Origin of the sequence: Halarcobacter bivalviorum, assembly GCF_003346815.1 — a bacterium.
Classification (GTDB): Bacteria; Campylobacterota; Campylobacteria; order Campylobacterales; family Arcobacteraceae; genus Halarcobacter; species Halarcobacter bivalviorum.
The window spans coordinates 1,260,979-1,284,882 of record NZ_CP031217.1; the positions used below are offsets into that span (position 1 = coordinate 1,260,979).

A 23,904-nucleotide genomic window follows, 5' to 3' on the forward strand; every position below is an offset into this window, starting at 1 on the left:
TTGTTAAAGATACTAATTTTAGAAGATGATGAACTATTTTTAGAGACCTTAGAAGATTTTTTAAGTGATGAAGGTTTTGAAGTAAAGTGTGCAATTGATGGAGAAGAAGTACTAGATTATTGTTTTGAAGAAAAGTATGATTTATATTTACTTGATATTAATGTTCCTAAAATAAGTGGAATAGAGCTATTAAAAAGATTAAGAGAAGCAAATGATACTACCCCAACTATTTATCTAACTTCACACAAAGATAAAGATATGCTTACAAAAGGTTTTTTAAGTGGTTGTGATGATTATTTAAAAAAACCTGTAGATTTAGATGAACTTCTTTTAAGAATAAACTCTTTATTAAAAAGAAGTGGAAAGTTTAAAGAAGAGATTTTTTTAAAAGATGAGTTAGTTTTTGATGTAAAAAATAGAAGGCTTTTAAAGGCAAAAGAGGATTTAAACCTTACTAGTAAAGTAATTGATTTATTAGAACTTTTTTTAGAGAAAAAAGATTGTATCGTTACAAAAGAGATGATTATTAGTAGATTATGGAACTATAATGAAGATTATAGTGAAGGCTCAATTCGTGTTTATATCAATAATTTAAAAAAGATATTTGGAAAAGATACAATTAAAAATCTAAAAGGAATAGGGTACAAATTTGAACTTTAAAAAAAGAAATTTTCTTATTACAAACTCTATTGTAATAGTTTTTGTACTTCTATTATCACTATTTTTAAATTACTACTTAACCTCATTTTTTGGTCTAAATCAAAATACTTTTTTATTTATTACTATTACTGTTTTATTTTTTGGATTAGTTTTATATTTACTTCTTAGTAAATCAATTTTTGAACCTCTATTTAAAAGTGATGAAAATTTGCAAAAAACGGTAAAAGAGACACTTCATGAACTTAATATTCCAATCTCAACTATTAATTTAAATACTCAAATGCTTGAAAAAAAAATAAGTGATGAAAAGACTTTAAAGAGATTAAATAGGATTAAGAAAGCTTCAGATGATTTACTTAAGCTTTATGAAAATATGGAGTACCAAATAAAAAAAGAGATTGATAAAATAGATATTGTAGAGTTTAGTTTAAAAAATATTATAAATGATAGTTTAGAAAAATTTGCAGATATAAAAAGAGATATAAAAATAGAAGTAAATTTAGAAAATGATATTTTACTTAAAAGTGATATTAATGGTTTTGAAAAAACTATTGATAACTTATTATCAAATGCATTGAAATATAATCTTGAGAAAGAAGGAATTGTAAAAATTACATTAGAAGAGACTTATCTTACTTTTTATAATACAGGCAAAGAGATAGATACAAAGAATTTATTTATTGTATTTGATAAATATTTTCAAGAAAACAATAGTAGTGATGGCTTTGGTTTAGGGCTTTCAATGGTAAAAGAATTTTGTGATAAGAATCTAATTACTATTAAAATTGAACCTTCAAAACAAGGAAATAAATTTATTTTAAATTTAAAAAATATAGTATCACAAAAGTAAAATTTAACAAATATTTAACAATTATTTAATTATTAATTAACAAATCTAGTTTAAAATCCTAATAAAAACTTAAGGATTTGTTTTGAAAATCAGATTATCATTAATCACTTCAATTATTTTAGCAACTTCATCTTTTTCAAATGAAGTTGTAGAATTAGAAAAAATGTCAGTAACTGCTACAAAAGTACAAACAGCCTCAAAAGATGTTTCTCAATCAATTGCTATTGTTGATGAAAAAGAGATAGCAGATAAAAATATTTTAAATATTCAAGAAGCTATTGACCATATTCCAGGTGTACAAGCTGAATCATCAAGTAATTCTCAAAGTCCTAGATTAATCATAAGAGGAGCTGGTCTTAAAGCAAGATATGGTGTAAGAGAGATTATGGTTATGAAAGATGGGGTTCCTATGACTGACCCTGATTCTTTTACAAGATTTGATTATATTGATATGCAAGATGTAGAAGCAATTGAAGTTCAAAAAGGTCCTGGTTCTATTAATGCTTCAAATACTACAGGTGGAGTAATTCAATTAATTACAAAATCTGTATTTAAAGAAGATAAAAATAGTATAAAAGTGGGAGCAGGGAATGATAATCAAAGAAATCTAAATTTTAAACTTAGAAATGCTTTTGATGATTCTAACTTTATGTCTTTCTCTTTTTCTTCAAGAAAAAATGATAATAGCTGGAGAGAAAATAATGAGTTTGATTCAACACAAGGAAGTTTAAAATATGGACATATCTTTAGTGATGATTCAACTTTTGAAACAGAACTTTCATATACTGAATCAAATGTAAATCTACCAGCTTCAATGACTTTAGATGAATTTGAAGAGTTTAAAGCAAGTGGAACACAAGAAGATACAAGTAGTCAATGGCAACATAGTGCAAGAGACTCTAAAATCTTATCTTTAAATGCAAAATATGAAAAAGAAGTAGGAAATATTACTTATAAACCAAGATTTTACTTTAATAAATGGGAACACTTTCACCCTGTAACTGGAATGATTAATGATAGTGATGATAATAAAGTTTATGGTACTGATTTAGAGTTAAATTTTAAACATTCTCTTTTCTCAAATGATGCAATGTTTGTAGCTGGTCTTACTGCAAAAAGAGATAAAACAAATGATTCAAAAAAATATACATATGAAGATTATAGTACAAAAACGCAAATGACTTGGATGGGTCCAGTTTCAAAGATTGAACAAACACTATCAAATGATAAAGGTGATTTAGCTGGAATTGAAAATAGTGATACAAAACTTTATGGCCTTTATGTAATGGAAAGATTTAAACCTATTGAAGATTTATCTATTGATATTAGTGCAAGAGTTGATAAATTAAAATTTGATATTGATGGAAATGAATTAATTAAATATGATTATAGTAAAGAAAATTATGCTACTGGAAAAGGTGAATACTCTTTACAAAAAGATTTTACTTTAAGTTCTGCAAAATTAGGACTAAATTATAGTTTAACTGATAATACAAATATTTATACTTCTGTTGCAAAAGCAAATCAAGCTCCTACAGGAAGTGAGTTACAAAGTGCAGATGATGATGGAATTGATTTAGAAAAAACAAATAGTATTAATTATGAGATTGGGTTAAAATCAAGAACAAAAACATATGCTTATGATATGGCTTTATATCAAAACAATGTAGAAGATGAAATCATTCAAGTAAAAAATGCAAATGGTGATACTATCTATAGTAATGCAGGTGAAACAAAGAAAATAGGTTTTGAAGTAAGTGGTATTTACAATATAAATAAATATATTTCATTTGGAGCAAATTATGCTTATAGTAAATTCAAATTTAAGACTTTTGAAGAGCAAGTAAGAGGTACTACAGAATCAAGAGATGGAAATATTTTACCATATATTCCAAAACATCAATACTCTTTATTTACAACACTTAATTTAGATAATGGTTTAAAAGCAAGACTAAGTACTAAAACTTGGGGAAGTTATTATATGGATAATGCAAATACTGAAAAGTATGAAGGATACAAGTTTGTAACAGATTTAATGTTAGGTTATGAGAAAAAAGATCATTCCCTTCAATTAAATATTAAAAACTTAACAAACAAATATTATGCAATGGAAGCAAGCAAAGATGTTTATGGAAATGAAACATATAAAGCAGCCGCTCCAAGAAGTTTTATGATTACATATGTATATAAATTTTAGGAATAAAAAATGGTAGAAAAAATAAATAGAGAAAAAAGTGATATCTATGGTATACCAGTTTTAGGGTTTTTATTTAAAAACCCTAGATTTTTATTTATTTTAAAACTATCAGTTTTTGCACTGTTTTTATATGCAATGACTTATGGTTTTATAAATAATTCAACTGATAATTTATTTACAAAAGGTATTTTCTGGAATCTTTTTTGGCCATTTTTTATGGTTATAACTTTAGGAACATTTGGAAGAATTTTTTGTGGAATTTGTCCCCATGGATTTATTGGTAAATATCTTACAAAATGGGGACTAAATAAAAAGATGCCAAAGTTTTTAGCTAATCCTTTTATAGGTTTATTAGTTTTATTCTTTGCTTGGTGGCTTGTGTATTATATGTACCCATCTTTTTATAAAACACCAGTATCAACCGCTCTAGTTTTTTTAGTTTTAACTATTATTGCAATTATTACTTTTTTTGTTTTTGAAAAAATGGCATATTGTAAATCTCTTTGTCCTATAGGTGCTGTTACAAATGCTTTTTCAAAAGTAGGTTTTACAAAACTAGAAACATACAAAGACGCCTGTAGTTCATGTAAAACATTTGATTGTGCTAAGGCTTGTTCTTATGATTTAAAACCTTTCACTTTTGAAAAGAAAAACTCTATGGCAGATTGTACTTTATGTATGGATTGTGCTAGTTCTTGTGAAGCAGTAGCTTTTAAAGTTACAAAACCTTCATCTTCATTATTTAAAAAATTTAAACCAAGAAAAGCTGATGTTTGGGCACTAATCCTTCTAACAGGTGCAATCTCTATTACTATGGGATTTCATCATGCTTTAGGAAGAAGTGCAATTGTAGAAGAGTTTATTTGGACTAAAACAGCAAGATATTTTGAGAGTTTTATAAACTTTGGAACTATTGATACAATAGGTCTTTTTGCTTTTTCATATGCAATACTTTTTGTAATAATTACAAGTGTAGTAGGAATGTTTGTAGCTTCAAGGATTTTAAAAGTTGATTATGAAAAAACATTTTATACTTTAGGTTATGCTTTTGCACCTCTATTTATCATTGGTGGTTTATCTCATGTTGTTGAGTTTTTCTTTTTACATTATGCTTCAAATATAGTAAATGGATTTGTTCAAGCTTTCTCTTTAAATATAAATTATATGGAACCACTTGCTACAAGAAAGGACTCTTGGTTACATATTTTCAAAATGTTTAATCATCTTGCTTATATCTGGGCTTTTATTATTATGATAGGAAGAATTAAACTTTTAGAGTCAACAACTTTTAGAAAAGTAGTTGCTTTTCCTTTTGCCTCAGCTCTTATAATCTTTTATATGGGTTTAAATTTTTATACTGGTTATATTTTTAAAACATATGGTGCTCAAAAAAGAGGAGGGCATAATCATATGCAGCAACAAAAACAAGCAAATCATTCCTCTTTGAATATTATTATCATAAAAGAGAATAAGGGGTAAGAATGAATATTGAAACATTAAAGATTTTAGTAGATTATGGGGTAATTTCTGTACTTATTTTTATGAGCTTTATTGCCTTTATGCTTTTTATTGAGAGATTACTTTTTTATAGAAAACTTGATGTAAATAGTTTTGAGTCAAAAAAAAGATTAGATGTTGCCTTAACAAAAAATCTTACTTTCATAGGAACAATCGCTTCAAACTCTCCTTATATAGGATTATTAGGAACAGTATTAGCAATAATGCTTACTTTTATGACAATGAGTGAAGGGGATATAGAAGCTACAAAGATAATGGCTTCTTTAGCCCTTGCACTAAAAGCTACGGCAATAGGTTTAGTTGTAGCAATTATTTCAATGATTTTTTATAATATTTTATCAAGATATGCAGAAGTTTTAGAGAGTAAATATGAAGATTAAAAAGTTTGATTCAATTAATGTGATACCTTTTATTGATGTTTTATTAGTACTTTTAGCAATAGTTCTTATGACTTCAACTTTTATTGCAAAAGGAGTAATTCCTGTCTCTTTACCAGAGACTAAAAGTGCTCAAAAAATGAAAGAAAAAAAAGAGTTTACAATTTATATTGATTCCCAAAATTTTTATTATACAAACAAAAATAAAATCTCTTTTGAAGAGCTACAAATAGAGCTTTCAACTAAAGAGAAAAATTCATTAATTTTAATTAAAAGTGATAAAAAAGCTGATTTCGAAACTTTTGTATCTCTCTTAGATTTTTTAAAAACCTTAGAATTTTTAAATATCTCTATAGTGACAGAAAATGACTAGATATATTTTCTCTTTTTTTATAACCTTAGTTTTATATACTTCCGCTTTTGCTTTAATTTTTTTAAGTTTTAGTAGTTTTGAAACAAAGAAAATTAATAAAAAAGAGAAAAAGATTTCTTTAAATTTTGTTCAGCTAGAAAAAGAGAAACAAATAGCTCCAATAGTTCAAGAAAAAAAAGTAATAAAAAAAGAAGAGGTAAAGAAAAAAGTCGAAAAGAAGATTCCTAAAAAAATTAAACCTAAAAAAATTTTAGAGAAAAAAGTTGTAAAACAAAAAGAAGAGATAAAAGAGCTTGTAAAAGAAAATAAAGCAGAAGAACTAAAAGTTGATACAGAAGAAAAAAAAGAGCTTTCTAAACCTAAATATAGTTATGAAGAAGAGTTTTTAAAAGAGCATCTTTTAGCAATTCAAAGAATTATACAAAAACATGTGAAGTATTCAAACAAAGCAAAAAGATTGAATATTGAAGGTGAAGTTTTAGTAAAATTTAAATTAACTAAAAATGGAATAGAAGGAGATATTTTAACTCTAAGTGGGCATAGACTTTTAAGAAAAAGTACTATAAAAGCTATCATTGAAGCTTCTGCATATTTTCCAGAAGTTAAAAAAAATATTATAATAAAAGTCCCTATTACATATAAATTAATTTAATACTGAATTAATATTCAGTTAAATAATCATTAATATCTTCATGTTATAATTTGACATATATAAAAAGGAGAGGATTATGAAAAAAGTTAAACTTATAGCAGCATGTTTTTGTTTACTTGGTGCAACTAGTTTTTTAGTTGCTGAAAATTTACCTACAAGAGGTCCTTTACCATTTTCTGCTTATGATAAAGATAATAACAATCTTATCTCTGAAAAAGAGTTTGATGCTATTAAACAATATAGAATGAATCAAAAAGCAAATAATGGAATGCCAATGAGAAATGCAGGAAACTCACCTTCTTTTTCTGATATTGATGTTAATAATGATGGTTCTATTTCAAAAGAAGAACTACAAAAACATCAAGAAAAAAGATTTAATAGTAATAAAATGATGAACAATCAAGGAAAAGGGCAAGGAAATAGAGCCTTTTAAGATATAAGAGGAGAATTCGTTCTCTTCTTATTAATTAAACTTTTGAAAAATTCTTTGTTCTAACTCTTCTATTGTTTCAATAGCATCTTCTTTATGATTTGAAAATCCCCAATTTACTAAAACAGAATCAACTCCAGCTTTAGTTGCTGCCATAATATCTTTATGGGAGTCGCCTATTAGTTGGGCTCGTGTATTTTTTATATTATGTTTATCTAAAATTTTATTAACCATCTCAGGATGTGGTTTAGGATTTATAACACTATCGTAACCTAAAATAGTATTAAAATAATGACCCACTTCTAAGTGCTCAAGCATCTTTTTTGCAAAAAAAGAGTTAGCATTTGTTGCAACTGTTAAAGTAAATTCAGAGCTTAAATCATCAATAAGTTTTTTTATTCCTGAATATAGTTCTAAACCATTTAAACAATTTGCATCATAATACTCTTCAAATAGTTTTTGTTGCTCTAAAGTAAAATCTGCTGTCCCATAAAAAAATTGAGCAGCATTTATTTTAGGGTCATTTACACTTTCTAAAATTAGTTCTCTTTCAAGTGTATCAAAACCAAGATTTTCTCTTACATAATTTATTGTATTTACTAATGGAGTACTACTATTAATTAACGTACCATCCATATCAAACATTATAAGTGCCATTTATTTCCTAGCTTAGATAAATTTTTTATATTTAAGTTTATAACCATGACCATAAATAGATTCAAAAAGTTCACAATTAAGTTTATTTTTTAATCTTGATACTAAGTTTCTAACTCTTTTGTTTGTATCACTAAAATCATTAAAAATATAGTTATCTATTTCATCATAAGTTTTTAGTGAACCTTTTGATTTTATAAATAATTTAAATAGTTTAGTCTCATTTTTAGTTAGTTTTATTGGTTCTTCATCTTTGAATAATACTTGTTCTTGACTATTCCAAATAAAGTCATCATGTAGATGAATAATATGCTCGTTTGTTGGCATAAGTTTATTCTTATCAATAATGTTATTAAGTGAATTAGAAATTTGTTCAATATTATATGGCTTTAAAATATATCCATCAATTCCTGCATTAATTGATTTTAAAAAGTAATCAGTATTACTATGTGCAGAAAAGATTAAAATAGGAATATCACTATCAAATTCTCGTATTGTAGTAATCATAGAAATACCATCTTTTTGAGGCATCTCAATATCTGTAATAATTAAGTCATACGAAGTAGATTCAAATTTATTATTTTTTTGAAATTCTTCTAAGCCTTGTTGACCATCAACTGCAACAGTAATATCATCGAAAAATATTTGAAGCATTTTAAGAGTTTGTTCTCTTACATCTTCATTATCCTCGATATATAATAATCGTAAGTTTTTAGTTGATTTTATAATATTTTGAAGATTATCTTGATTCATCTTATAACTATCCTTCACAAGCAAATTATAGTCTGTTTTAGATTTTAAAAATATTAAGTAAAGTTTAAAGAGAGGATAAAGATTAAGTCCTAAGACTTAATCCTTATTGTTTAGCATGACAAACGTCATCTTTTAGATTTCTATTATTGTATGCTAAAGCAATTGTAGCAAATACTAAAGCAGTTACATAGTAAACCCACATCGGGATTGGAACAGGATCACCTGTTGCATAAGAGTGAAGTCCTGATAAGTAGAAGTTTACTCCGAAATATGTCATTAAAATAGATGCAAAAGATAATAATGATGCTACTGAGAAAGCATATGGATTATTAAGTTTTTTTACAAATCTCATATGTACTACAAGTACATAAATTACAATTGAAACATAAGCCCAAGTCTCTTTTGGGTCCCATCCCCAATATCTACCCCAAGACTCATTTGCCCAAACACCACCAAGGAAGTTACCAATTGTGATTGCACTAAGACCAATGATTAATGAGATTTCATTAATAGCTGTAATATGTTTAATTGTTTCATCTAAGTGAGGCTTTTTCTTTCTAAAAATAAATAGAATAAGAGCCATGAATCCTAAGATTGCACTAAGACCAAAGAAACCATAAGAAGCTGTTAATATTGAAACGTGAATAGTTAACCAGTATGATTTTAAAACTGGAACTAAGTTTGTAATTTGTGGATCAATACTTGTTAAGTGTGCAGTAAACATAAAAATAGCTGCGACAATAACAGAAGCACTTAATGCAAGTAATGATTTTCTAAAGAATACAACTCCTGCAAATACTGCTGACCAAGAGATATACAATAGAGATTCATAAGTATCAGACCAAGGTGCATGTCCTGAAATAATCCATCTAAATCCCATACCAAAAGTATGTGCTGCAAATAATAAACTTAACATAATAAAGAAGAATAGTGTTGTTTTTCTTGGTTGAATTTTTGGATTAAATACAACTGTAAAGGCAACAACAAGCATGATAAATCCAACAAATAAATATGCTAATGTTAATTTTTCAAAAATTTGTAATCCATTAAATGCAATCTCTCTATCAATTTGAGCTTTTGGAGGCATAACCTCTTTTCCTACTTGAGTTTGATACTCTTGCATCATATCAATAAATTTATTAGCAATATCCCATTGTTCACTAATAACTGAATTTAAGAAACCTCTAATTAGTGTTTCTATAGCTTTTTGATTGTCTCCTTCAAATGCTTGCATAGCTTCTAAAGGTGCATACCATTTATTGTTTTCTGCTTCATGTGCATTTGTTTTTGGGAAGATATTAAATAGACTACCATTGTAAACCATATATGAAATACTTAATCTTTCATCAAGTCTTACAATATCTTTTTCATAAGTTCCTCTTTGGTTAGGACTAATCATAGATACTTTTTGTGTCTCTTCTTGTAAAATATATTTATTCTCTTTAAAAACTTCAGTAAAAGCAATATATTTTCTATCTTTTTCTACACCTAAAAATTCTTTTAGTTTTGGTGTTGTAACTTTAATCATTTTCATGTTTCGCCAAACTTCTGGTCTAGTAAGCATTCCTAGTATAACTTGATCTGCGTTCATACCAAACATCTCTTTTTTACCAGCAAGTTTACTTAGAATTTCATGATTTAAAGTATCCATTGGCTTCATTCTTCCACCATTACTTTGAACAACTAATTTAGAGAATCTATCAGCTGTCTCTAAAGAGTCTTTTTTAAATCTTTCTAAGTATTGTTCAATCTCTGCTTTTTCTGGTGTTACATTTGCAAGTTTATCTTCTGCTTGTAAGTTTAAACTTCCAAAAGAGATTAAACAGGCAGCAACAATTGAAGCTACATTTTTAGTACTTACATATTTAGTAAGTTTCCAAAATCTTGATTTTTTATCAAATAAATTCCAAATAAGACCTAAAGTAAGTAAGAAATACCCTAAATAAGTTGGCCATTTCCCTGGGTCATTGTTTACTGACAATACAGTTCCTTTTTCATCTGGATCATAAGAACTTTGGAAGAATAAGAAGTTTCCTTCATGTAGTGTTCTATTCATGAAAATTCTATAATCATACTTTTTCCCATCTTGTTTAATAACAGTTACTTCAGAAGCATAAGAAGATGGAGCCATACTTCCAGGATATCTATCTAGTTGGAAGTCATTAAGTCTAATTGCAAAAGGAAGTTCTAATGTTTTTGAACCATATTCTAAAGTTACAACAGTATCTCCAAAATCTTCAACCTTTGGAACACCTTTCATTCCTCTTTTCCCTGGTAGTTTAATAGTTTTTGTTTCTCCATTTAAAGTAACATCAACAGTTAAAATCCCCATATCACTTTTACCTTTTTTTGCATAAAAGTAATTGTTATAATCAACTTTTAATTCTTTATCTTTAAAAGAGATTGAATGAGAGAAACTATTGCTTCCTAAAGCACCAAATTCCATTGGATACTCTTTATAGTAAGTCGCATCTTTTTGAGTAATTTTTACTTGTAAATAAGGTTCTAAAGAGAGCATTCTATTCTCAGTTTGACCTTCTCTAATTTGCATAATTCCTTCATATCCTACATATCTTGTCACTGCAGCACCAATTAAAATTACTACAAATGAAGAGTGAAAGATAAATCTTGCCTTGTGTTTCCACATTTTATATTTAAAAATAATACCAGTAAGATTCACAGTAGTAAGAACTAATACTGCTTCATACCAAAAATGATTATAAACAAGAACTCTTGCAGTTGATGTACCAAAATCATTTTCAATGAAAGTTGCTACTCCTGCGCCAATTGCTAGAATAGCTAATAAAATAAGTGTTGTCTTGAAGGAGAACAAGACGTCAGTTAGCTGTTTCAATATATATCCTTTTTAAAAAGTTACAGGCTAATTATACGACTTAATTATATAATTAACGTGTAGTAAGAATTTTTTACAAAATTTCGTTATTATAACCAAAAAACTTTACTTGAACTTGATTTAAAACAAGTTTTTAAATAAATTAAGATTATAATTCAAGAATGAATTTAGATGAACTTAAAAAGAAAAAAGACGATTGTCGAAAATGGAAAAATGTTGAGCCTTGGTATACTCAAATATTAAAGGTTTCTGACTTAAATGTAAAAGCACCTTTCATTAGTTATTCTGACTGGTTTACAGTAGGTAAAAGAGAAAATTTAACTGATAACGAATTTGCTTTAATAGAAGAAACAGCTAAAAAACTTATTCCTTGGAGAAAAGGGCCTTTTAATCTATTTGGTCTTGAAATTGATAGTGAATGGCAAAGTAATATAAAATATAATTTAATAAGACCTCACTTTAATTTAAAAGATAAGGTAGTAGCTGATATTGGTTGCAATAATGGTTATTATATGTTTAGAATGCTTGAAGATAAACCTAAAAGATTAATAGGTTTTGACCCAAGTCCTTTAACATTACATCAATTTGAGTTTATAAATTATTTTGTGAAGTCAGATATTATTTATGAAATGTTAGGAGTAGAGCATTTAGAGTTTTACAATCATCAATTTGATTTTATCTTTATGCTTGGCGTTTTATATCATAGACCAGATCCTGTTGGAACTTTAAAATCATTAGCAAGAGGATTAAACTCTAAAGGAGAAATTTTAATTGATACTTTTATGATTGATGGAGAAGATGAAATTTGTTTAACACCAAATAAAAGATACTCAAAAATTCCAAATATCTATTTTATTCCAACTATTCCTGCTTTAAAAAATTGGTTAACAAGAGCTGGGTTTGAAGATATTGAGGTTATTGCTACTACTACAACGACAAGTGAAGAGCAAAGAAAAACTAAATGGTCTTTTGATCAAAGTTTAGAAGATTTTTTAGATAAAGATGACCCAAATAAAACAGTAGAAGGTTATCCTGCACCTAAAAGAGTGTATATGAAAGCAAGAAAGATACAATAGATTAAAATAAATCTATTGTGTCATCAGGAGTTAAATCTTTATAACTAAACTTTTGACTTCTACCTCTATTTTTAGCCTCATAAAGAGCAATATCTGCATTTTTAATTGTTTTATCTATAGTATCACTTGTATTAGTTGTTTCATAAACATCATAACCAATACAGACTGTTTTTTGTAAAGTATGTCCAAAATCATTTACAGTAACTTTTATTTCTGCAAAATCTTTTATTATGTTATCTGCTATTTTTGCAACTTCAATCTCATTTGAAGTACTTAACATAGAGATTAAGAATTCATCTCCACTAAGTCGTGCTACCATATCAAACTCAGAGATATTTGAGTGAATAATTCTTGCTAGTTCAACTAATACTTGGTCTGCAATTTCATGGTCAAACTCATCAATAACTGCTTTAAAATGGTCTACACCCACCATAAGAAAATAAATTTTCTTATACTCTTTTTTAGATAGAGTAATTTGTTTATTTAAATTTTCAATTAAGTAGTGTCTATTATAAACTTTTGTTACAGAATCTAAAGATAAAGACTCAATAAAGTTCTTTTTAATTATTCCATTTTGAATGATTGGTGAAATTTGAAATAGGGCAGACTCTATTACGTTATATTGTTTAGATAATACATCATGATGCTCTTTTGAAGAGGCACAGAAAGATACGATAGCATTTAGGTTTGTATGTGTATTAATAATAAAGAAAAATGATAAAGAATCATCTAGATAAAATTCATCACCTTCAATAAAAATATTCTCTCTACTATTTCTTTCTATATCAAATAGAGCAAAAGTTACATTATCTACTTCAAAGTTAGTATGTAACCAAAGGTATATATCTTCTGCCATTTGCTTTAAATTTGAAGAATATTGAATCTGGTCATAAAGTTTATAGATATTTTCTAGTGCTTTAAAGTCTTGTTCATTTGTTCTTGCTGATTTTACTAATTCTAATATATTATTCTTCATTTTAATCCTTAAAAAAGCTCTATTGTATTTGTTTCTTCTTTTTTAAATTTAAAAAACTGGCTTCTTCCTCTATTTTTTGCTTCATATAATGCAATATCTGAAGACCTAAAAATCTCTTCAATTTTACTTGCATCATCAGGAAACATAGAAATACCTGCACAAATGGTTTTCATAAGTGTTTGGTTTGTTATATTATTTACAATAACTTTTTTCTTCTTAAAGTTTTCTATGATTTTTTGAGCAACTTTGATTGTATTCTCTTCACTATCTACATTATGTAAAACTACTAAAAATTCATCAGAATCTATTCTTGCAACAACATCTGAAGATCTAACTGAATTTTTTAAGCTTACTGCTAATTCTTGTAATACTTTATCACCAATATTATAATCAAACTCATCAATTACTGCTTTAAAATGGTCAATACCAATTTTTAAAAAAGCAATTTTTTTCTTCTCTCTATTTGATAAAGGAAGTATTGTTTTTAAGTATTCATCGATATATTGTCTATTGTATAAACCAGTTAAAGAGTCTTTTAAAGAGAACTCTTTTATTTGATATGTTAAATATTTATTATAAATTGTTTGAGAAATTAGATTGAAGGTAGTTTTGATAGCTTCGACACTAGATTCAATTTTTTCTTGTTCTAAACTTGAATCATAATAAAAAGTTACTTCTAATTTGTCATTTTCATTTAGTTTTATAAATAAACTCTCAGCTTTGTTATTTTCTATTTCAGTTACATTTGAATAGATTTTTCGATGATTAATAGAAGCTTCAAATTTATTAATTCCAAAATCTTTATTTAAATAATATGATAAATATGAAAATATATCATCTAATTTTTTTAAAGTTTTAATATGGTCATTTAAAGCAATAATCATTTGAAAATTATAAGAGTTTAATTTATATTTCATTCTTTTACCTAACGTATTATTTTATAAATAATTTTTCCAGTTAATTAAAGAGTCTCTTTCACTATTTAAAGTTGTTGCTGAACCATGTCCTGGATAAATTCTTATATCTTTTTCCCATTTTAATATTTTGTCAATACTCTGTTTCATTTTTTCTGGGCTAGAAAAAGGAAAATCAGTTCTTCCAATTGAATTTCTAAAAATAAAATCACCTGAAAATAAGTGTTTATCTATTTCAATTGCAGAACATCCTGGAGTATGACCAGGAAAATAGTGAAATTTTACTTTCACTCCATCAAAATCAAACTCCTCATCTGGCTCAACTAAAATATCAGCACATGAAGGAGTCATTCCAAATCCATAGGGATCTTTTTCTAACATAAAATTATCATCTTTTGGCGTATAGATTTTTAAACCAAGTTTATCACTTAGTTCTTTATTTGACCATACATGATCAAAATGTCCATGTGTATTTAAAATGGCAACGGGATTATTTACATTTTGTAAAACCCATCTTGTTGCATCTACACCTGGATCGATTATAAAATCTTTTCCTTCAACAGTAATAATATAACAGTTAGTTTGGTAGTCACCCATTGGTTGGACTTTTAACGACATAATTTTTTAATCCTTAGTTAGATAAAATTTACCTTAGTATATTAAAAAATAACTGTAAGGAAGATTATGCATTACCATTTAAGGCTAGAAAGTATCGTACTTGAAGCTGAGCCCAAGAAAAAAATTAGAAACTTTAAAGCCTTTTATAACGATTATCTGAATAATAATTTACAATTCGATTACAATTATACCCCATATGAGATAAAAAATCCATCTTATATAGATTTTTTGAAAATTGTTTTACCTAAAAGTGTAAAAAAAACTAAATATTTTGATACAAATGAGGGGAAGATTATTTTATTACATACAATTGCTCATATTGAATATAGTGCAATTGATTTAGCTCTTGACGCAGCTTTGAGATTTAAAGATTTACCAAAAGAGTATTATGATGATTGGTTAGAAGTTGCAAATGATGAAGTAAGACATTTTGAAATGCTTGAAAAGTTACTAACTGAACTAGGTTCTTATTATGGAGAGTTAGAAGTTCATACAAACCTTTTTGAAGCTATGAAAAAAACTCCAGATTTTTTATCTAGAATGGCAGTTGTTCCAAGATATTTAGAGGCAAATGGCTTAGAACAAAATCCAAAAATAATGGAAAAACTAATATCAAATCCAGATGAGTTTAATAAAAAAATATTAAAAGCTTTAGAGCTTATTTTAGAAGAAGAGATAGACCATGTAAGTAAAGGGGATAGATGGTTTAAATATGAATGTGAACGACTAAATTTAGAAGTAGAAAAAACATATTTTGAACTACTTGAAAAGGTTTACCCTGGAAGCACTTCAAAAAAATATCAACTTAACTTTGAAGCACGAAAGAAAGCTGGCTTTTCTTGTGATGAACTTAAATTTTTATCTAAACAAAAAGATTGTAATTAATCAATTTCTTTACTAATTTTTATTTTCTAGGCAAGATTTCTAACTTGTCTAGATAACTTGTAATCCTTTTGTAATAATGCTCTTTTATACTTTTATTAGTTTAAAATAGAAGTTGGGATTAATAATGGTTACAATATATAGAAGTATCTTACACCTTGAAGTTAGATATGATGAAAAAAATAGAAAAATAAAATAGTTTATAATAACTCAAATGTTAAAGTAACAAAGTAAATTTAAATATTAAAAGTGGGTAATATGGATGATAAAATAATTTTAATTATTGGTCCAAGTGGAGTTGGTAAAGATACTTTATTAAAGTCAATAAAAAAAGAGTATAAAGATAGAGTAAACTTTGTAAGAAGGTATATTTCTCGTATCCCAGATAAAAATGAAGATAACTTTTTTATAGAAGAGAGTGCTTTTAGCATTTTACAAACAAATAATTTTTTCATTTCTTCTTGGCAAGCCCATGAAAACTCATATGGAATCTCAAAAACATCTATAAAAAAAGGAGTAAATATAATATCTATTTCAAGATCTAAAATAAAGGATTTTGAAGAGAATTATGAAAAAGTATTTACTGTAAATATTAGTGTAAAAAGAGAAGTTTTAAAGTCTCGATTAGAGAAAAGAGGAAGAGAAACAAAAGTGGAGATAGAGAAAAGACTAAATAGGTCTTATGATAAAATAGAGGCTAGAAATTTAATTGAATTTGATAACTCTTTTTCTGAAGAAGAATCAAAAAAAGAGTTTATAAAATTGCTTGAAAAAATTATAAATAATTAAATTTCTCTTTTAACTAAATAGTTTCTCTTTTGGATGTACTTTATTATATTTATTTATTAATAAGAGTGTAAAAGCAACTATTTCCAATGTAATGATAAATAAATACCCATATCTTGTTAATATATTATATTCTAATATTCCTGCTAACATTAGTGTAAAAAGTATTGCTGCAATAAAATATAAGAATACTACTAAAAAATAGTATTTACTATTTGTATTTCCTTTTTTATATGTGTAAAAAGAAATAAAAAGTAATAGTAAAAAAATAAAAGTAATCAATGTGTTTAATAAGATATTCCAAGGATTATATTCTATTAAAATCATAAAAGAAATCAAAAACATTAGTATGGCTGAAATATCAATTATGATAGCTATTTTCTTTAAATATTTTTTTATTTCTAATATCTCTTTTGAAAAAAGAATAAAAAAACCCACTGCAATACCTGTTATAAAATGAAATTGATAAATATACTCTTGTAAATTTAGATAAACAATAAAACTACTCATTTTAAATATATATATTGCTAAAAAAAGAGTATAAAGCATGTAATAAATATATATTTTCTCTTTTTGTCTAGAATATATTATTGTAGAAATTATAAAAGCAATTAATAAAGAGATTATTGTAAATAGATGTAAATAATCATAATTTTTTAATCCTAATAAATAGTAATTTCTTGGATAAATATTCATTTTTCCAAAATGAGAATATTTTGATTTGAATTTTATATAGAAAATTTTATTTGAATTTTTATTTGCAGAAAAACTAAATACAGGGTTTACAGTTGGAATATCTCTATATGAAAGTTTTTTATTAAGTTGATAGTTTTTTTCTAACCAAGTACCAAATACTTGTTCATAAAAGGTTACTTTATCATAAAAAAACTCATTTAATTCTACAAAAAATTTATTTGAAGCTTGATTGTTATAGAATTTTATTTTTAACCAACTATTACCTTTTTTATATCCCAATGAGAAGTTTTTATTAATTTTTTCAAATTCTTTATTCTCTATATCTTTTAATGAAAGTGTACTACTAGGGTCATTGTAGTAATACACTTCATAACTATTTATTGTTGCTTGTGCAAAAGAGATAAAAAAAAGAAAAACTAAGAATAAAAGTTTTTCAATAAAAAAGTTTTTAGAATTTTGCATTAGGAATTGGAAAGTTCTCAACTACAAAATCAATATCTTTATCTCCTCTGCCACTTAAGCTTACTAAAATTGTTTCATTTTCTGGTAATTCTTTTGCTAACTTCATTGCAAAACCTACTGCATGAGCTGACTCTAGTGCTGGAATAATACCTTCAAGTTGAGAAAGTTTATAAAAAGCATCAACTGCTTCTTCATCATTGCAAAGGCCAACTTTTGTTCTACCAATATCTTTTAAGTAAGCATGTTCTGGTCCAACTGATGGATAATCAATTCCTGAACCAATAGAGTGAACAGCAGCTGGTTCTCCTTTTTCATCTTTCAACATAATTGAATTAAAACCATGCATAATACCTTCTTCTCCATATGTTAATGTTGCAGAATGTTCTCCTATTTTTTCACCTTTACCCATTGGCTCAACACCATAAAGATTTACTTCTTTATCATCAATAAAACCAGCAAAAATACCCATTGCATTTGAACCTCCACCTACACAAGCAACAACATTATTTGGTAGATTCTCTTCATGTTCAAAAAATTGTTCACGAGATTCAATTCCAATAATACTTTGAAAATCTCTTACCATCATAGGAAACGGATGTGGTCCAACAACAGAACCTATACAGTAAATTGCAGTATCAGCTTGTGAAATATATGATTCAAAAGCAGAGTCAACTGCTTCTTTTAAAGTTTTTAAGCCATGTGTTGCTGGAATTACCTTTGCCCCAAGAATTTTCATTCTTACAACATTTGGATGCTCTTTAGCAATATCAACTTCTCCCATGTGGATTTCACACTCTAATCCAAAATAAGCAGCAGCAGTTGCAAGTGCAACACCATGTTGTCCAGCACCAGTTTCAGCAATAACTTTTTTGTATCCCATATGTTTTGCTAGAATTACTTCAGCCATACAGTGATTTAATTTATGTGCACCAGAGTGGTTTAAATCTTCTCTTTTTAAATATATCTTTGCTCCAGCACAAAATTGAGTTAAATTTTTTGCATAACTAATAGGAGTAGGTCTTCCTTGGTAGTGTTTTCTTACATATTTTAATTCTTCTATAAAATTAGGATCTTTTTTAATTTTTTCATATGCTTTTTTAATATCTTCAAAAGGTTTTTCTAAAATTGGGGGAATAAAAGAACCACCAAATCTTCCAAAGTATCCATTTTCATCAGGTATATTTTCTAAATAGTTTGACATCTATTTCCTTCTTGTGTGTAGTAAAATTTTTAGAGTTTTGTTATTTATTATAATTATATTTATATTTTTTTTAATAATACTTTATATTCAGGGCTTTATGCAAATTATTGAAGAGTTCTTATTTGGTACGAATACCAAATAAGAGTTTAAGAGAACCATTTTTTAACTTTATCAAACATTCCTTCTAAGTTTGATTCGTGAGGCTTACTCTCTAAACCAAAACTCTCTTGAAGTTTTTCTAATAGCTCTTTTTGTTCATTATTTAAAGAAGTTGGATAGTTGATTTTTATTTGAACTATTAAATCTCCTTTTCCATAACCTTGAACAGATTTTACACCTTCTCCATGAAATTTAAATTGCTCTTTATCTTTTGTTCCTGCAGGAATTTTAAGCTCTAATTCTCCTCTTAAACCAGGAATTTTAATTGTTGCTCCTAATGCTACTTGTGTAAAGAAAATAGGAACTTCTAAATAGATATCATCATCGTGTCTAACATAATGAGAATCCTCTTTTACTCTAATTTGTAAATATAAATCACCTCTTGTTCCATCAGGTGCAACATTTCCTTTATTTGAAATTCTGATTCTATTACCATCATTTACACCTTCAGGAATACTTACTTCAAAAGTCTCTTTTACTTCATCGTATCCTGTTCCAGAACATGTATTACATTTACTAGTTACTGTTTGGCCAGTTCCTGAACAATGAGGGCAAGTTTGTGCAAATGTCATAAATCCTTGTCTCATATGAATTTGACCATGACCTTCACAATGAGGACAAGTATTTAGCTTACCATTTTTTGCTCCAGTACCTTTACAATCATTACAAGCATTTTTGTATGAGTATTTAATCTCTTTTTTTGCACCAAAAATAGCTTCATTGAATTCAACTGTTAGTTCGATGGCAATATCTAAATTATAGTTATAGTTTTTTCTTTCTCTTCTTGAGCTTGAACCAAAACCACCAAAACCAGAACCACCAAACATCTCTTCAAAAATAGAACTTAAGTCATCAAAACCACCAGAGAAACCTCTACCTCCTTGACCATGTCCTTCTAATCCTGCTTTTCCGTATCTGTCGTAAATTGCTCTTTTTTCTTCGTCGCTTAGAACTTGATAGGCTTCATTTACAGCTTTGAATTTTTCTTCAGCTTCATTATCATCTGGATTTTTATCTGGATGATATTTCATAGCCATTTTTCTGTAGGCTTTTTTTATAGTACCCTTATCACTGTCTCTAGCAACTTCTAATAATTCGTAGTAATCTATTTCAGTCAATTGCTATCTCCTATGTATAATTTTTCGCGATTTTATCTAAAATAGGATTAATTTTTGATATAATCTTTATATGAAGAAAGGTTTAGAAAAGTTTTATAATTTAGTTGAAGCCTTTGAGTCTTTACCAACAATTGGTAAAAAGTCTGCATTAAGATTAGCTTATCATGTAACAATGACTGACAATTATTGTGGTATAAAAATAGCTCATAGTATAGAAAGTGCATTAAAAAGTATAAAAAGATGTGTTAAATGCGGTTCTATGAGTGAACATGAAATATGTGAAATATGTTTAGATGAAAGAAGAGACTCAACAAAGGTTTGCATTGTACAAAGTGCAAAAGATATATTTTTAATTGAAGATTCAAAGCAATTTGATGGTTTATATTTTGTAATAGAAGAGCTTGAAATAGATAATATAGAGAGATTAATTAAATTTGTTTCAGATAATAGAACAAAAGAGGCTCTTTTTGCAATAACACCATCATTATCAAACGATGCATTTATGTTATATATAGAAGATAAATTAAAAGAGTTTGAAATTACTTTTTCAAAAATTGCCCAAGGTGTTCCTACCGGAGTTAGTTTAGAAAATGTAGATATGTTATCTTTAGCAAAGGCTATACAAAGTAGGGTGGATATATAAGATGAATGAAAGAATAGTTTGTCAAAAATGTATTCATTACTTTGTAACTTGGCAACAAGGAAAACCTCATGGATGTAAAGCATATGGTTTTAAATCTCAGATAATTCCTTCTATTGTTGTTAAAAATAGTAGTGGTTTTCCCTGTGCTTTTTATCAATTAAAAAATCCAGAAAGATAAATATTTTTTGTAAGTTAGTTTAGAGTATAATCTAAGTTTTAAGTTAGTTTAGGAGTTATAATTGTTATATAAAGATATGAAAGATAGTATCAAAGTTCTTGGTTTCCTTTCTATTGAAGATTTTGTACACTATATTGGTGTTACACCTTCTGATATTTTAGAATGGGAAGAAAAAGATGAAGTTCCTTATACAGTATCATTAATTATTCATCTTTTAAAAGGTGATAAAAACTTGCCAAATAATGAGACTCTTGATAATTTAGTAGAAGAGTGTTTACCTTTAGCAGAACTTTTAGAAGAAGCATCATCTTTTCCTCATAAGTTAGAAGAGATGTTTTTATTACAAAAAGAGTTAAATGATTCTACAAATGGTAAAAACTGGGAATTAGGAAGAAATAAATATGGAAAAGAGATTAATTGGTTAAGATGTATTCATATGGAAGTTGCAGAATTAATTGATTCAACTCCATGGAAACATTGGAAAAATATTAACTCTGAGCCTGATATGAATAATATTCATGTTGAGTTAGTAGATATTTGGCACTTTTTAATGTCGTATATTTTACAAGAAACAAATGTACCAAGAGCAGTATCTCTAGTAAATACTCATTGTATTTATGAAGCGTTAGAAGATATTGATGTAAAACTTATGGTAAAAGAAGCTGAAAAACTTTCTTATATCTCTTTAGCAATAGAAACTGGGAATATGCCAACTTTTAGTGGTATTGAAAGATTTATCGATCAATTTTTTAGATGTTGTAAAATTTCTGGACTTTCTTTTACTTGGCTACAAAAACTTTATATTGGTAAAAACTGTTTAAATAAATTTAGACAAGACCATGGTTATAAAGAGGGAACTTATATTAAAACTTGGAACAACGAAGAAGATAATGTTGTGATGGTTAGAGTTTTAGAAGAGATGGAAAATGTAAGTTTCAAAGAGTTATATGAAAAGTTAGAAGAGAGCTATCCTTCTAAATAACAAAGTAAAGAGAAATTCTTTACTTTGAAATTGTTATCTCAAAACAAGCCCCCTCATTTTTATTAGAGGCTTTTATTTTTCCTTCAAAATGTTTTTCAATAATTGTTTTACACATATATAAACCAATACCTGTACCATTTTGATTATCTTTAGTAGAAAAATAAGGGTCAAATATTTTTTCTAATATCTCTTCTTTAATTCCTCCTGCATTATCACTAATAATTATTTTTTGAACTTTTTTTAACTCTTTGTATTCTATTGTAATTTGATTTTTTTTATCTTTTTTATTGATAAAAGCATCTTTTGCATTTGTTAAAATATTTATAATTACTTGTAGAAGTTCATTTTTATATAAATAGATATTTTCAATTTTAATATCATTTTTATTTACTATTGAAATATTGTTTCTTTCAAAAGCTTCTTGAATCATATCTAAAGCAATACTTGTGATATATTGTATATTTACAAGTTCTTTTTCTTTGTCTCTTTTAAAGAAGTTTCTAAAGTCATCAATAGTGGCAGACATATACTCTAAATACTTTTCTACATCATCTAACTTTTTTTCAAAAGTTTTTTCATCATATTTTTTTATATTTATACGAAATTTTAAATTTGAAATAGCTGTACCAATTGAGGATAAAGGTTGTCTCCATTGATGAGCTATCATAGAAATCATCTCTCCCATTGCAGCCATTCTTGATTGTTCAATTAAGAGACTCTCTTTCTCTTTTAATTCTGTTAAGTTTTGAATAAAAACCATTTTATATTTTTTATTATTCTCTTTTATATCTTTTATTCTAATAATTGCAGGAATAATATCTCCATCTTTAGAAATAAGAGAAATCTCTTCAAAGGTTGCATTATTATATTCAAGATATTTATGATGAATTGTTGGGATTAATATACCCGTTGCTAAATTACCTATTATTTCACTTTTGTTTGTATATTTTAGAATATCTAACATTGCTTGATTTATATTAATAATAAATCCATCTTCTATAATAAGAATTCCTTCTATCGTGTTATCAAAAAAACATTCAAATTGTTTAGTATCCATTATGTACCTAATTAGAATAAAATATCTTTATAGTATAATTTAATAACACTGTTTAGGAGCTAAAATGGTTGATTATATTTTATTGGAAAAATATGCAAAAGATAAAAGTGTTCTCTTTGTAGAGGATGATAAAGACATTATAAAAGAGACGAGTGAACTTTTAGAATTAATTTTTTCTAAGGTTGATGTTGCTTATGATGGACAAGAAGCAATAGAAAAATATAAAGACTATTATAAACATACAAACTCATATTATGATGTAGTGATAAGTGATATAAAAATGCCAAATATGGATGGAATAGAGCTTTCTAAACAAGTTTATAATATAAATAAAGAACAACTTTTAATAGTTTTATCTGCACATAGTGAATCACATTATTTATTAGAGTTAGTAAATATTGGTATTTCTCATTTTATTACTAAGCCATTAAATTATGACTCATTTGTTCATGTTCTATATACAAAGTTAAAAGAGTTATATGACAATAATAATAAAGACAATAATATAAATAGTAATATTTTAAAGATAAATGATAATCTTTCTTGGAATAAAGAAACAAAGCAATTATTAAAAAATCAACAAAGTATTAAACTTACAAAAAAAGAGATACTTTTAGTAGAACTTCTTTTAAAGTATTGTGAAAAAACTCATACTATTGAAGAATTATTATCTGTATTATGGGCTGAAGATGACGAAAAAACACCAAATATCTCAAATCTGAAAAATATCATTTCAAGACTTAGAAAAAAGATACCAGAGTTAGATTTAGAAAATGTTTATGGCTTTGGATATAGGATTAATTTAAAATAATGATACTTTTTTAGTACTTTTAATCAG

General features: G+C 26.6%; 25 protein-coding genes. 15 read left to right on the plus strand and 10 right to left on the minus strand.

The window, feature by feature from the left end; all coding sequences use genetic code 11:
* The 8 genes from ABIV_RS06395 (at window position 1) to ABIV_RS06430 (ending at window position 7,060) form a co-directional block, all read left to right on the plus strand.
* Window positions 1-660, plus strand: a complete 660-nt coding sequence (locus tag ABIV_RS06395) for a response regulator transcription factor (protein WP_114839073.1) — start codon at window positions 1-3, stop codon at window positions 658-660.
* On the plus strand, window positions 650-1,510 hold the full coding sequence (locus ABIV_RS06400) for a sensor histidine kinase (protein WP_114839074.1): 861 nt from the start codon (window positions 650-652) through the stop codon (window positions 1,508-1,510). The genes ABIV_RS06395 and ABIV_RS06400 overlap by 11 nt, the downstream gene beginning before the upstream one ends.
* Window positions 1,511-1,592: 82 nt before the next feature.
* Window positions 1,593-3,707, plus strand: a complete 2,115-nt coding sequence (locus ABIV_RS06405; protein ID WP_114839075.1) for a TonB-dependent receptor — start codon at window positions 1,593-1,595, stop codon at window positions 3,705-3,707.
* Between the two features lie 9 nt (window positions 3,708-3,716).
* Entirely contained in the window at window positions 3,717-5,186 is a 1,470-nt protein-coding gene (locus ABIV_RS06410; protein ID WP_114839076.1) for a 4Fe-4S binding protein, read from the plus strand.
* Between the two features lie 2 nt (window positions 5,187-5,188).
* Complete coding sequence (gene exbB / locus ABIV_RS06415; protein ID WP_114839077.1) at window positions 5,189-5,605, plus strand: TonB-system energizer ExbB; 417 nt, start codon at window positions 5,189-5,191, stop codon at window positions 5,603-5,605.
* Window positions 5,595-5,975: an ExbD/TolR family protein gene (locus ABIV_RS06420; protein WP_114839078.1), complete on the plus strand. Its 381-nt coding sequence runs from the start codon at window positions 5,595-5,597 to the stop codon at window positions 5,973-5,975. The genes exbB and ABIV_RS06420 overlap by 11 nt, the downstream gene beginning before the upstream one ends.
* Window positions 5,968-6,627: an energy transducer TonB gene (locus tag ABIV_RS06425; RefSeq protein ID WP_114839079.1), complete on the plus strand. Its 660-nt coding sequence runs from the start codon at window positions 5,968-5,970 to the stop codon at window positions 6,625-6,627. The genes ABIV_RS06420 and ABIV_RS06425 overlap by 8 nt, the downstream gene beginning before the upstream one ends.
* A gap of 76 nt (window positions 6,628-6,703) precedes the next feature.
* A complete protein-coding gene (locus tag ABIV_RS06430; RefSeq protein ID WP_114839080.1) occupies window positions 6,704-7,060 on the plus strand; it encodes an EF-hand domain-containing protein in 357 nt (118 codons plus the stop codon).
* Between the two features lie 30 nt (window positions 7,061-7,090).
* Here the strand turns inward: ABIV_RS06430 and ABIV_RS06435 are convergent, their stop codons facing one another.
* The 3 genes from ABIV_RS06435 to ccsA form a co-directional block, all read right to left on the minus strand.
* Window positions 7,091-7,714 carry an HAD family hydrolase gene (locus ABIV_RS06435; protein WP_114839081.1) on the minus strand — a complete coding sequence of 208 codons (624 nt, stop codon included), beginning with the start codon at window positions 7,712-7,714 and terminating at the stop codon, window positions 7,091-7,093.
* A 12-nt stretch (window positions 7,715-7,726) separates the two neighbouring features.
* Entirely contained in the window at window positions 7,727-8,464 is a 738-nt protein-coding gene (locus ABIV_RS06440) for a response regulator transcription factor (protein ID WP_114839082.1), read from the minus strand.
* Window positions 8,465-8,567: 103 nt separating this feature from the next.
* The gene (ccsA, locus tag ABIV_RS06445; RefSeq protein ID WP_114839083.1) at window positions 8,568-11,318 is read right to left on the minus strand and encodes a cytochrome c biogenesis protein CcsA; all 2,751 of its coding nucleotides are present in this window, start codon (window positions 11,316-11,318) and stop codon (window positions 8,568-8,570) included.
* A gap of 161 nt (window positions 11,319-11,479) precedes the next feature.
* Here ccsA and cmoB point away from each other — a divergent pair, with 161 nt between their 5' ends.
* Window positions 11,480-12,394, plus strand: a complete 915-nt coding sequence (cmoB, locus tag ABIV_RS06450) for a tRNA 5-methoxyuridine(34)/uridine 5-oxyacetic acid(34) synthase CmoB (RefSeq protein ID WP_114839084.1) — start codon at window positions 11,480-11,482, stop codon at window positions 12,392-12,394.
* Between the two features lies 1 nt (window position 12,395).
* On the opposite strand, the gene ABIV_RS06455 is transcribed toward cmoB, so the two are convergent.
* The 3 genes from ABIV_RS06455 to ABIV_RS06465 are packed head-to-tail and all read right to left on the minus strand — an operon-like array spanning window position 12,396 to window position 14,902.
* Complete coding sequence (locus ABIV_RS06455) at window positions 12,396-13,370, minus strand: GGDEF domain-containing protein (protein ID WP_114839085.1); 975 nt, start codon at window positions 13,368-13,370, stop codon at window positions 12,396-12,398.
* A gap of 8 nt (window positions 13,371-13,378) precedes the next feature.
* Entirely contained in the window at window positions 13,379-14,287 is a 909-nt protein-coding gene (locus tag ABIV_RS06460; protein ID WP_114839086.1) for a GGDEF domain-containing protein, read from the minus strand.
* 21 nt (window positions 14,288-14,308) lie between these two features.
* On the minus strand, window positions 14,309-14,902 hold the full coding sequence (locus ABIV_RS06465; protein WP_114839087.1) for an MBL fold metallo-hydrolase: 594 nt from the start codon (window positions 14,900-14,902) through the stop codon (window positions 14,309-14,311).
* A gap of 66 nt (window positions 14,903-14,968) precedes the next feature.
* Between ABIV_RS06465 and ABIV_RS06470 the strand changes: the two genes are divergently transcribed.
* Together ABIV_RS06470 and ABIV_RS06475 are read left to right on the plus strand one after the other, a co-directional pair.
* The gene (locus ABIV_RS06470) at window positions 14,969-15,787 is read left to right on the plus strand and encodes a ferritin-like domain-containing protein (protein ID WP_114839088.1); all 819 of its coding nucleotides are present in this window, start codon (window positions 14,969-14,971) and stop codon (window positions 15,785-15,787) included.
* Window positions 15,788-16,042: 255 nt separating this feature from the next.
* Entirely contained in the window at window positions 16,043-16,573 is a 531-nt protein-coding gene (locus tag ABIV_RS06475) for a nucleoside/nucleotide kinase family protein (RefSeq protein WP_114839089.1), read from the plus strand.
* Window positions 16,574-16,582: 9 nt separating this feature from the next.
* Here the strand turns inward: ABIV_RS06475 and ABIV_RS06480 are convergent, their stop codons facing one another.
* The 3 genes from ABIV_RS06480 to dnaJ all read right to left on the minus strand — a co-directional run bounded on the left by ABIV_RS06480 (window position 16,583) and on the right by dnaJ (window position 20,206).
* On the minus strand, window positions 16,583-17,728 hold the full coding sequence (locus ABIV_RS06480) for a 7TMR-DISM family protein (protein ID WP_114839090.1): 1,146 nt from the start codon (window positions 17,726-17,728) through the stop codon (window positions 16,583-16,585).
* Window positions 17,715-18,929, minus strand: coding sequence for a tryptophan synthase subunit beta (gene trpB / locus ABIV_RS06485; protein ID WP_114839091.1), 1,215 nt, complete (start codon window positions 18,927-18,929; stop codon window positions 17,715-17,717). Before trpB ends, ABIV_RS06480 begins: the two co-directional genes overlap by 14 nt.
* Before the next feature lie 146 nt (window positions 18,930-19,075).
* Window positions 19,076-20,206 carry a molecular chaperone DnaJ gene (gene dnaJ / locus ABIV_RS06490; RefSeq protein WP_114839092.1) on the minus strand — a complete coding sequence of 377 codons (1,131 nt, stop codon included), beginning with the start codon at window positions 20,204-20,206 and terminating at the stop codon, window positions 19,076-19,078.
* A gap of 70 nt (window positions 20,207-20,276) precedes the next feature.
* Between dnaJ and recR the strand changes: the two genes are divergently transcribed.
* From recR to ABIV_RS06505, 3 genes are all read left to right on the plus strand, one after another.
* Window positions 20,277-20,849: a recombination mediator RecR gene (gene recR, locus ABIV_RS06495; RefSeq protein WP_114839093.1), complete on the plus strand. Its 573-nt coding sequence runs from the start codon at window positions 20,277-20,279 to the stop codon at window positions 20,847-20,849.
* Window position 20,850: 1 nt separating this feature from the next.
* On the plus strand, window positions 20,851-21,027 hold the full coding sequence (locus ABIV_RS06500) for a uracil-DNA glycosylase (protein ID WP_114839094.1): 177 nt from the start codon (window positions 20,851-20,853) through the stop codon (window positions 21,025-21,027).
* 61 nt (window positions 21,028-21,088) lie between these two features.
* Window positions 21,089-22,009 (plus strand): dUTP diphosphatase, encoded by a 921-nt coding sequence (locus ABIV_RS06505; RefSeq protein WP_114839095.1) that lies wholly within the window; start codon window positions 21,089-21,091, stop codon window positions 22,007-22,009.
* Between the two features lie 19 nt (window positions 22,010-22,028).
* On the opposite strand, the gene ABIV_RS06510 is transcribed toward ABIV_RS06505, so the two are convergent.
* Window positions 22,029-23,066, minus strand: coding sequence for a sensor histidine kinase (locus tag ABIV_RS06510; RefSeq protein ID WP_114839096.1), 1,038 nt, complete (start codon window positions 23,064-23,066; stop codon window positions 22,029-22,031).
* Between the two features lie 64 nt (window positions 23,067-23,130).
* Between ABIV_RS06510 and ABIV_RS06515 the strand changes: the two genes are divergently transcribed.
* The gene (locus ABIV_RS06515) at window positions 23,131-23,877 is read left to right on the plus strand and encodes a response regulator transcription factor (RefSeq protein WP_114839097.1); all 747 of its coding nucleotides are present in this window, start codon (window positions 23,131-23,133) and stop codon (window positions 23,875-23,877) included.
* Window positions 23,878-23,904 lie beyond the last annotated feature (27 nt).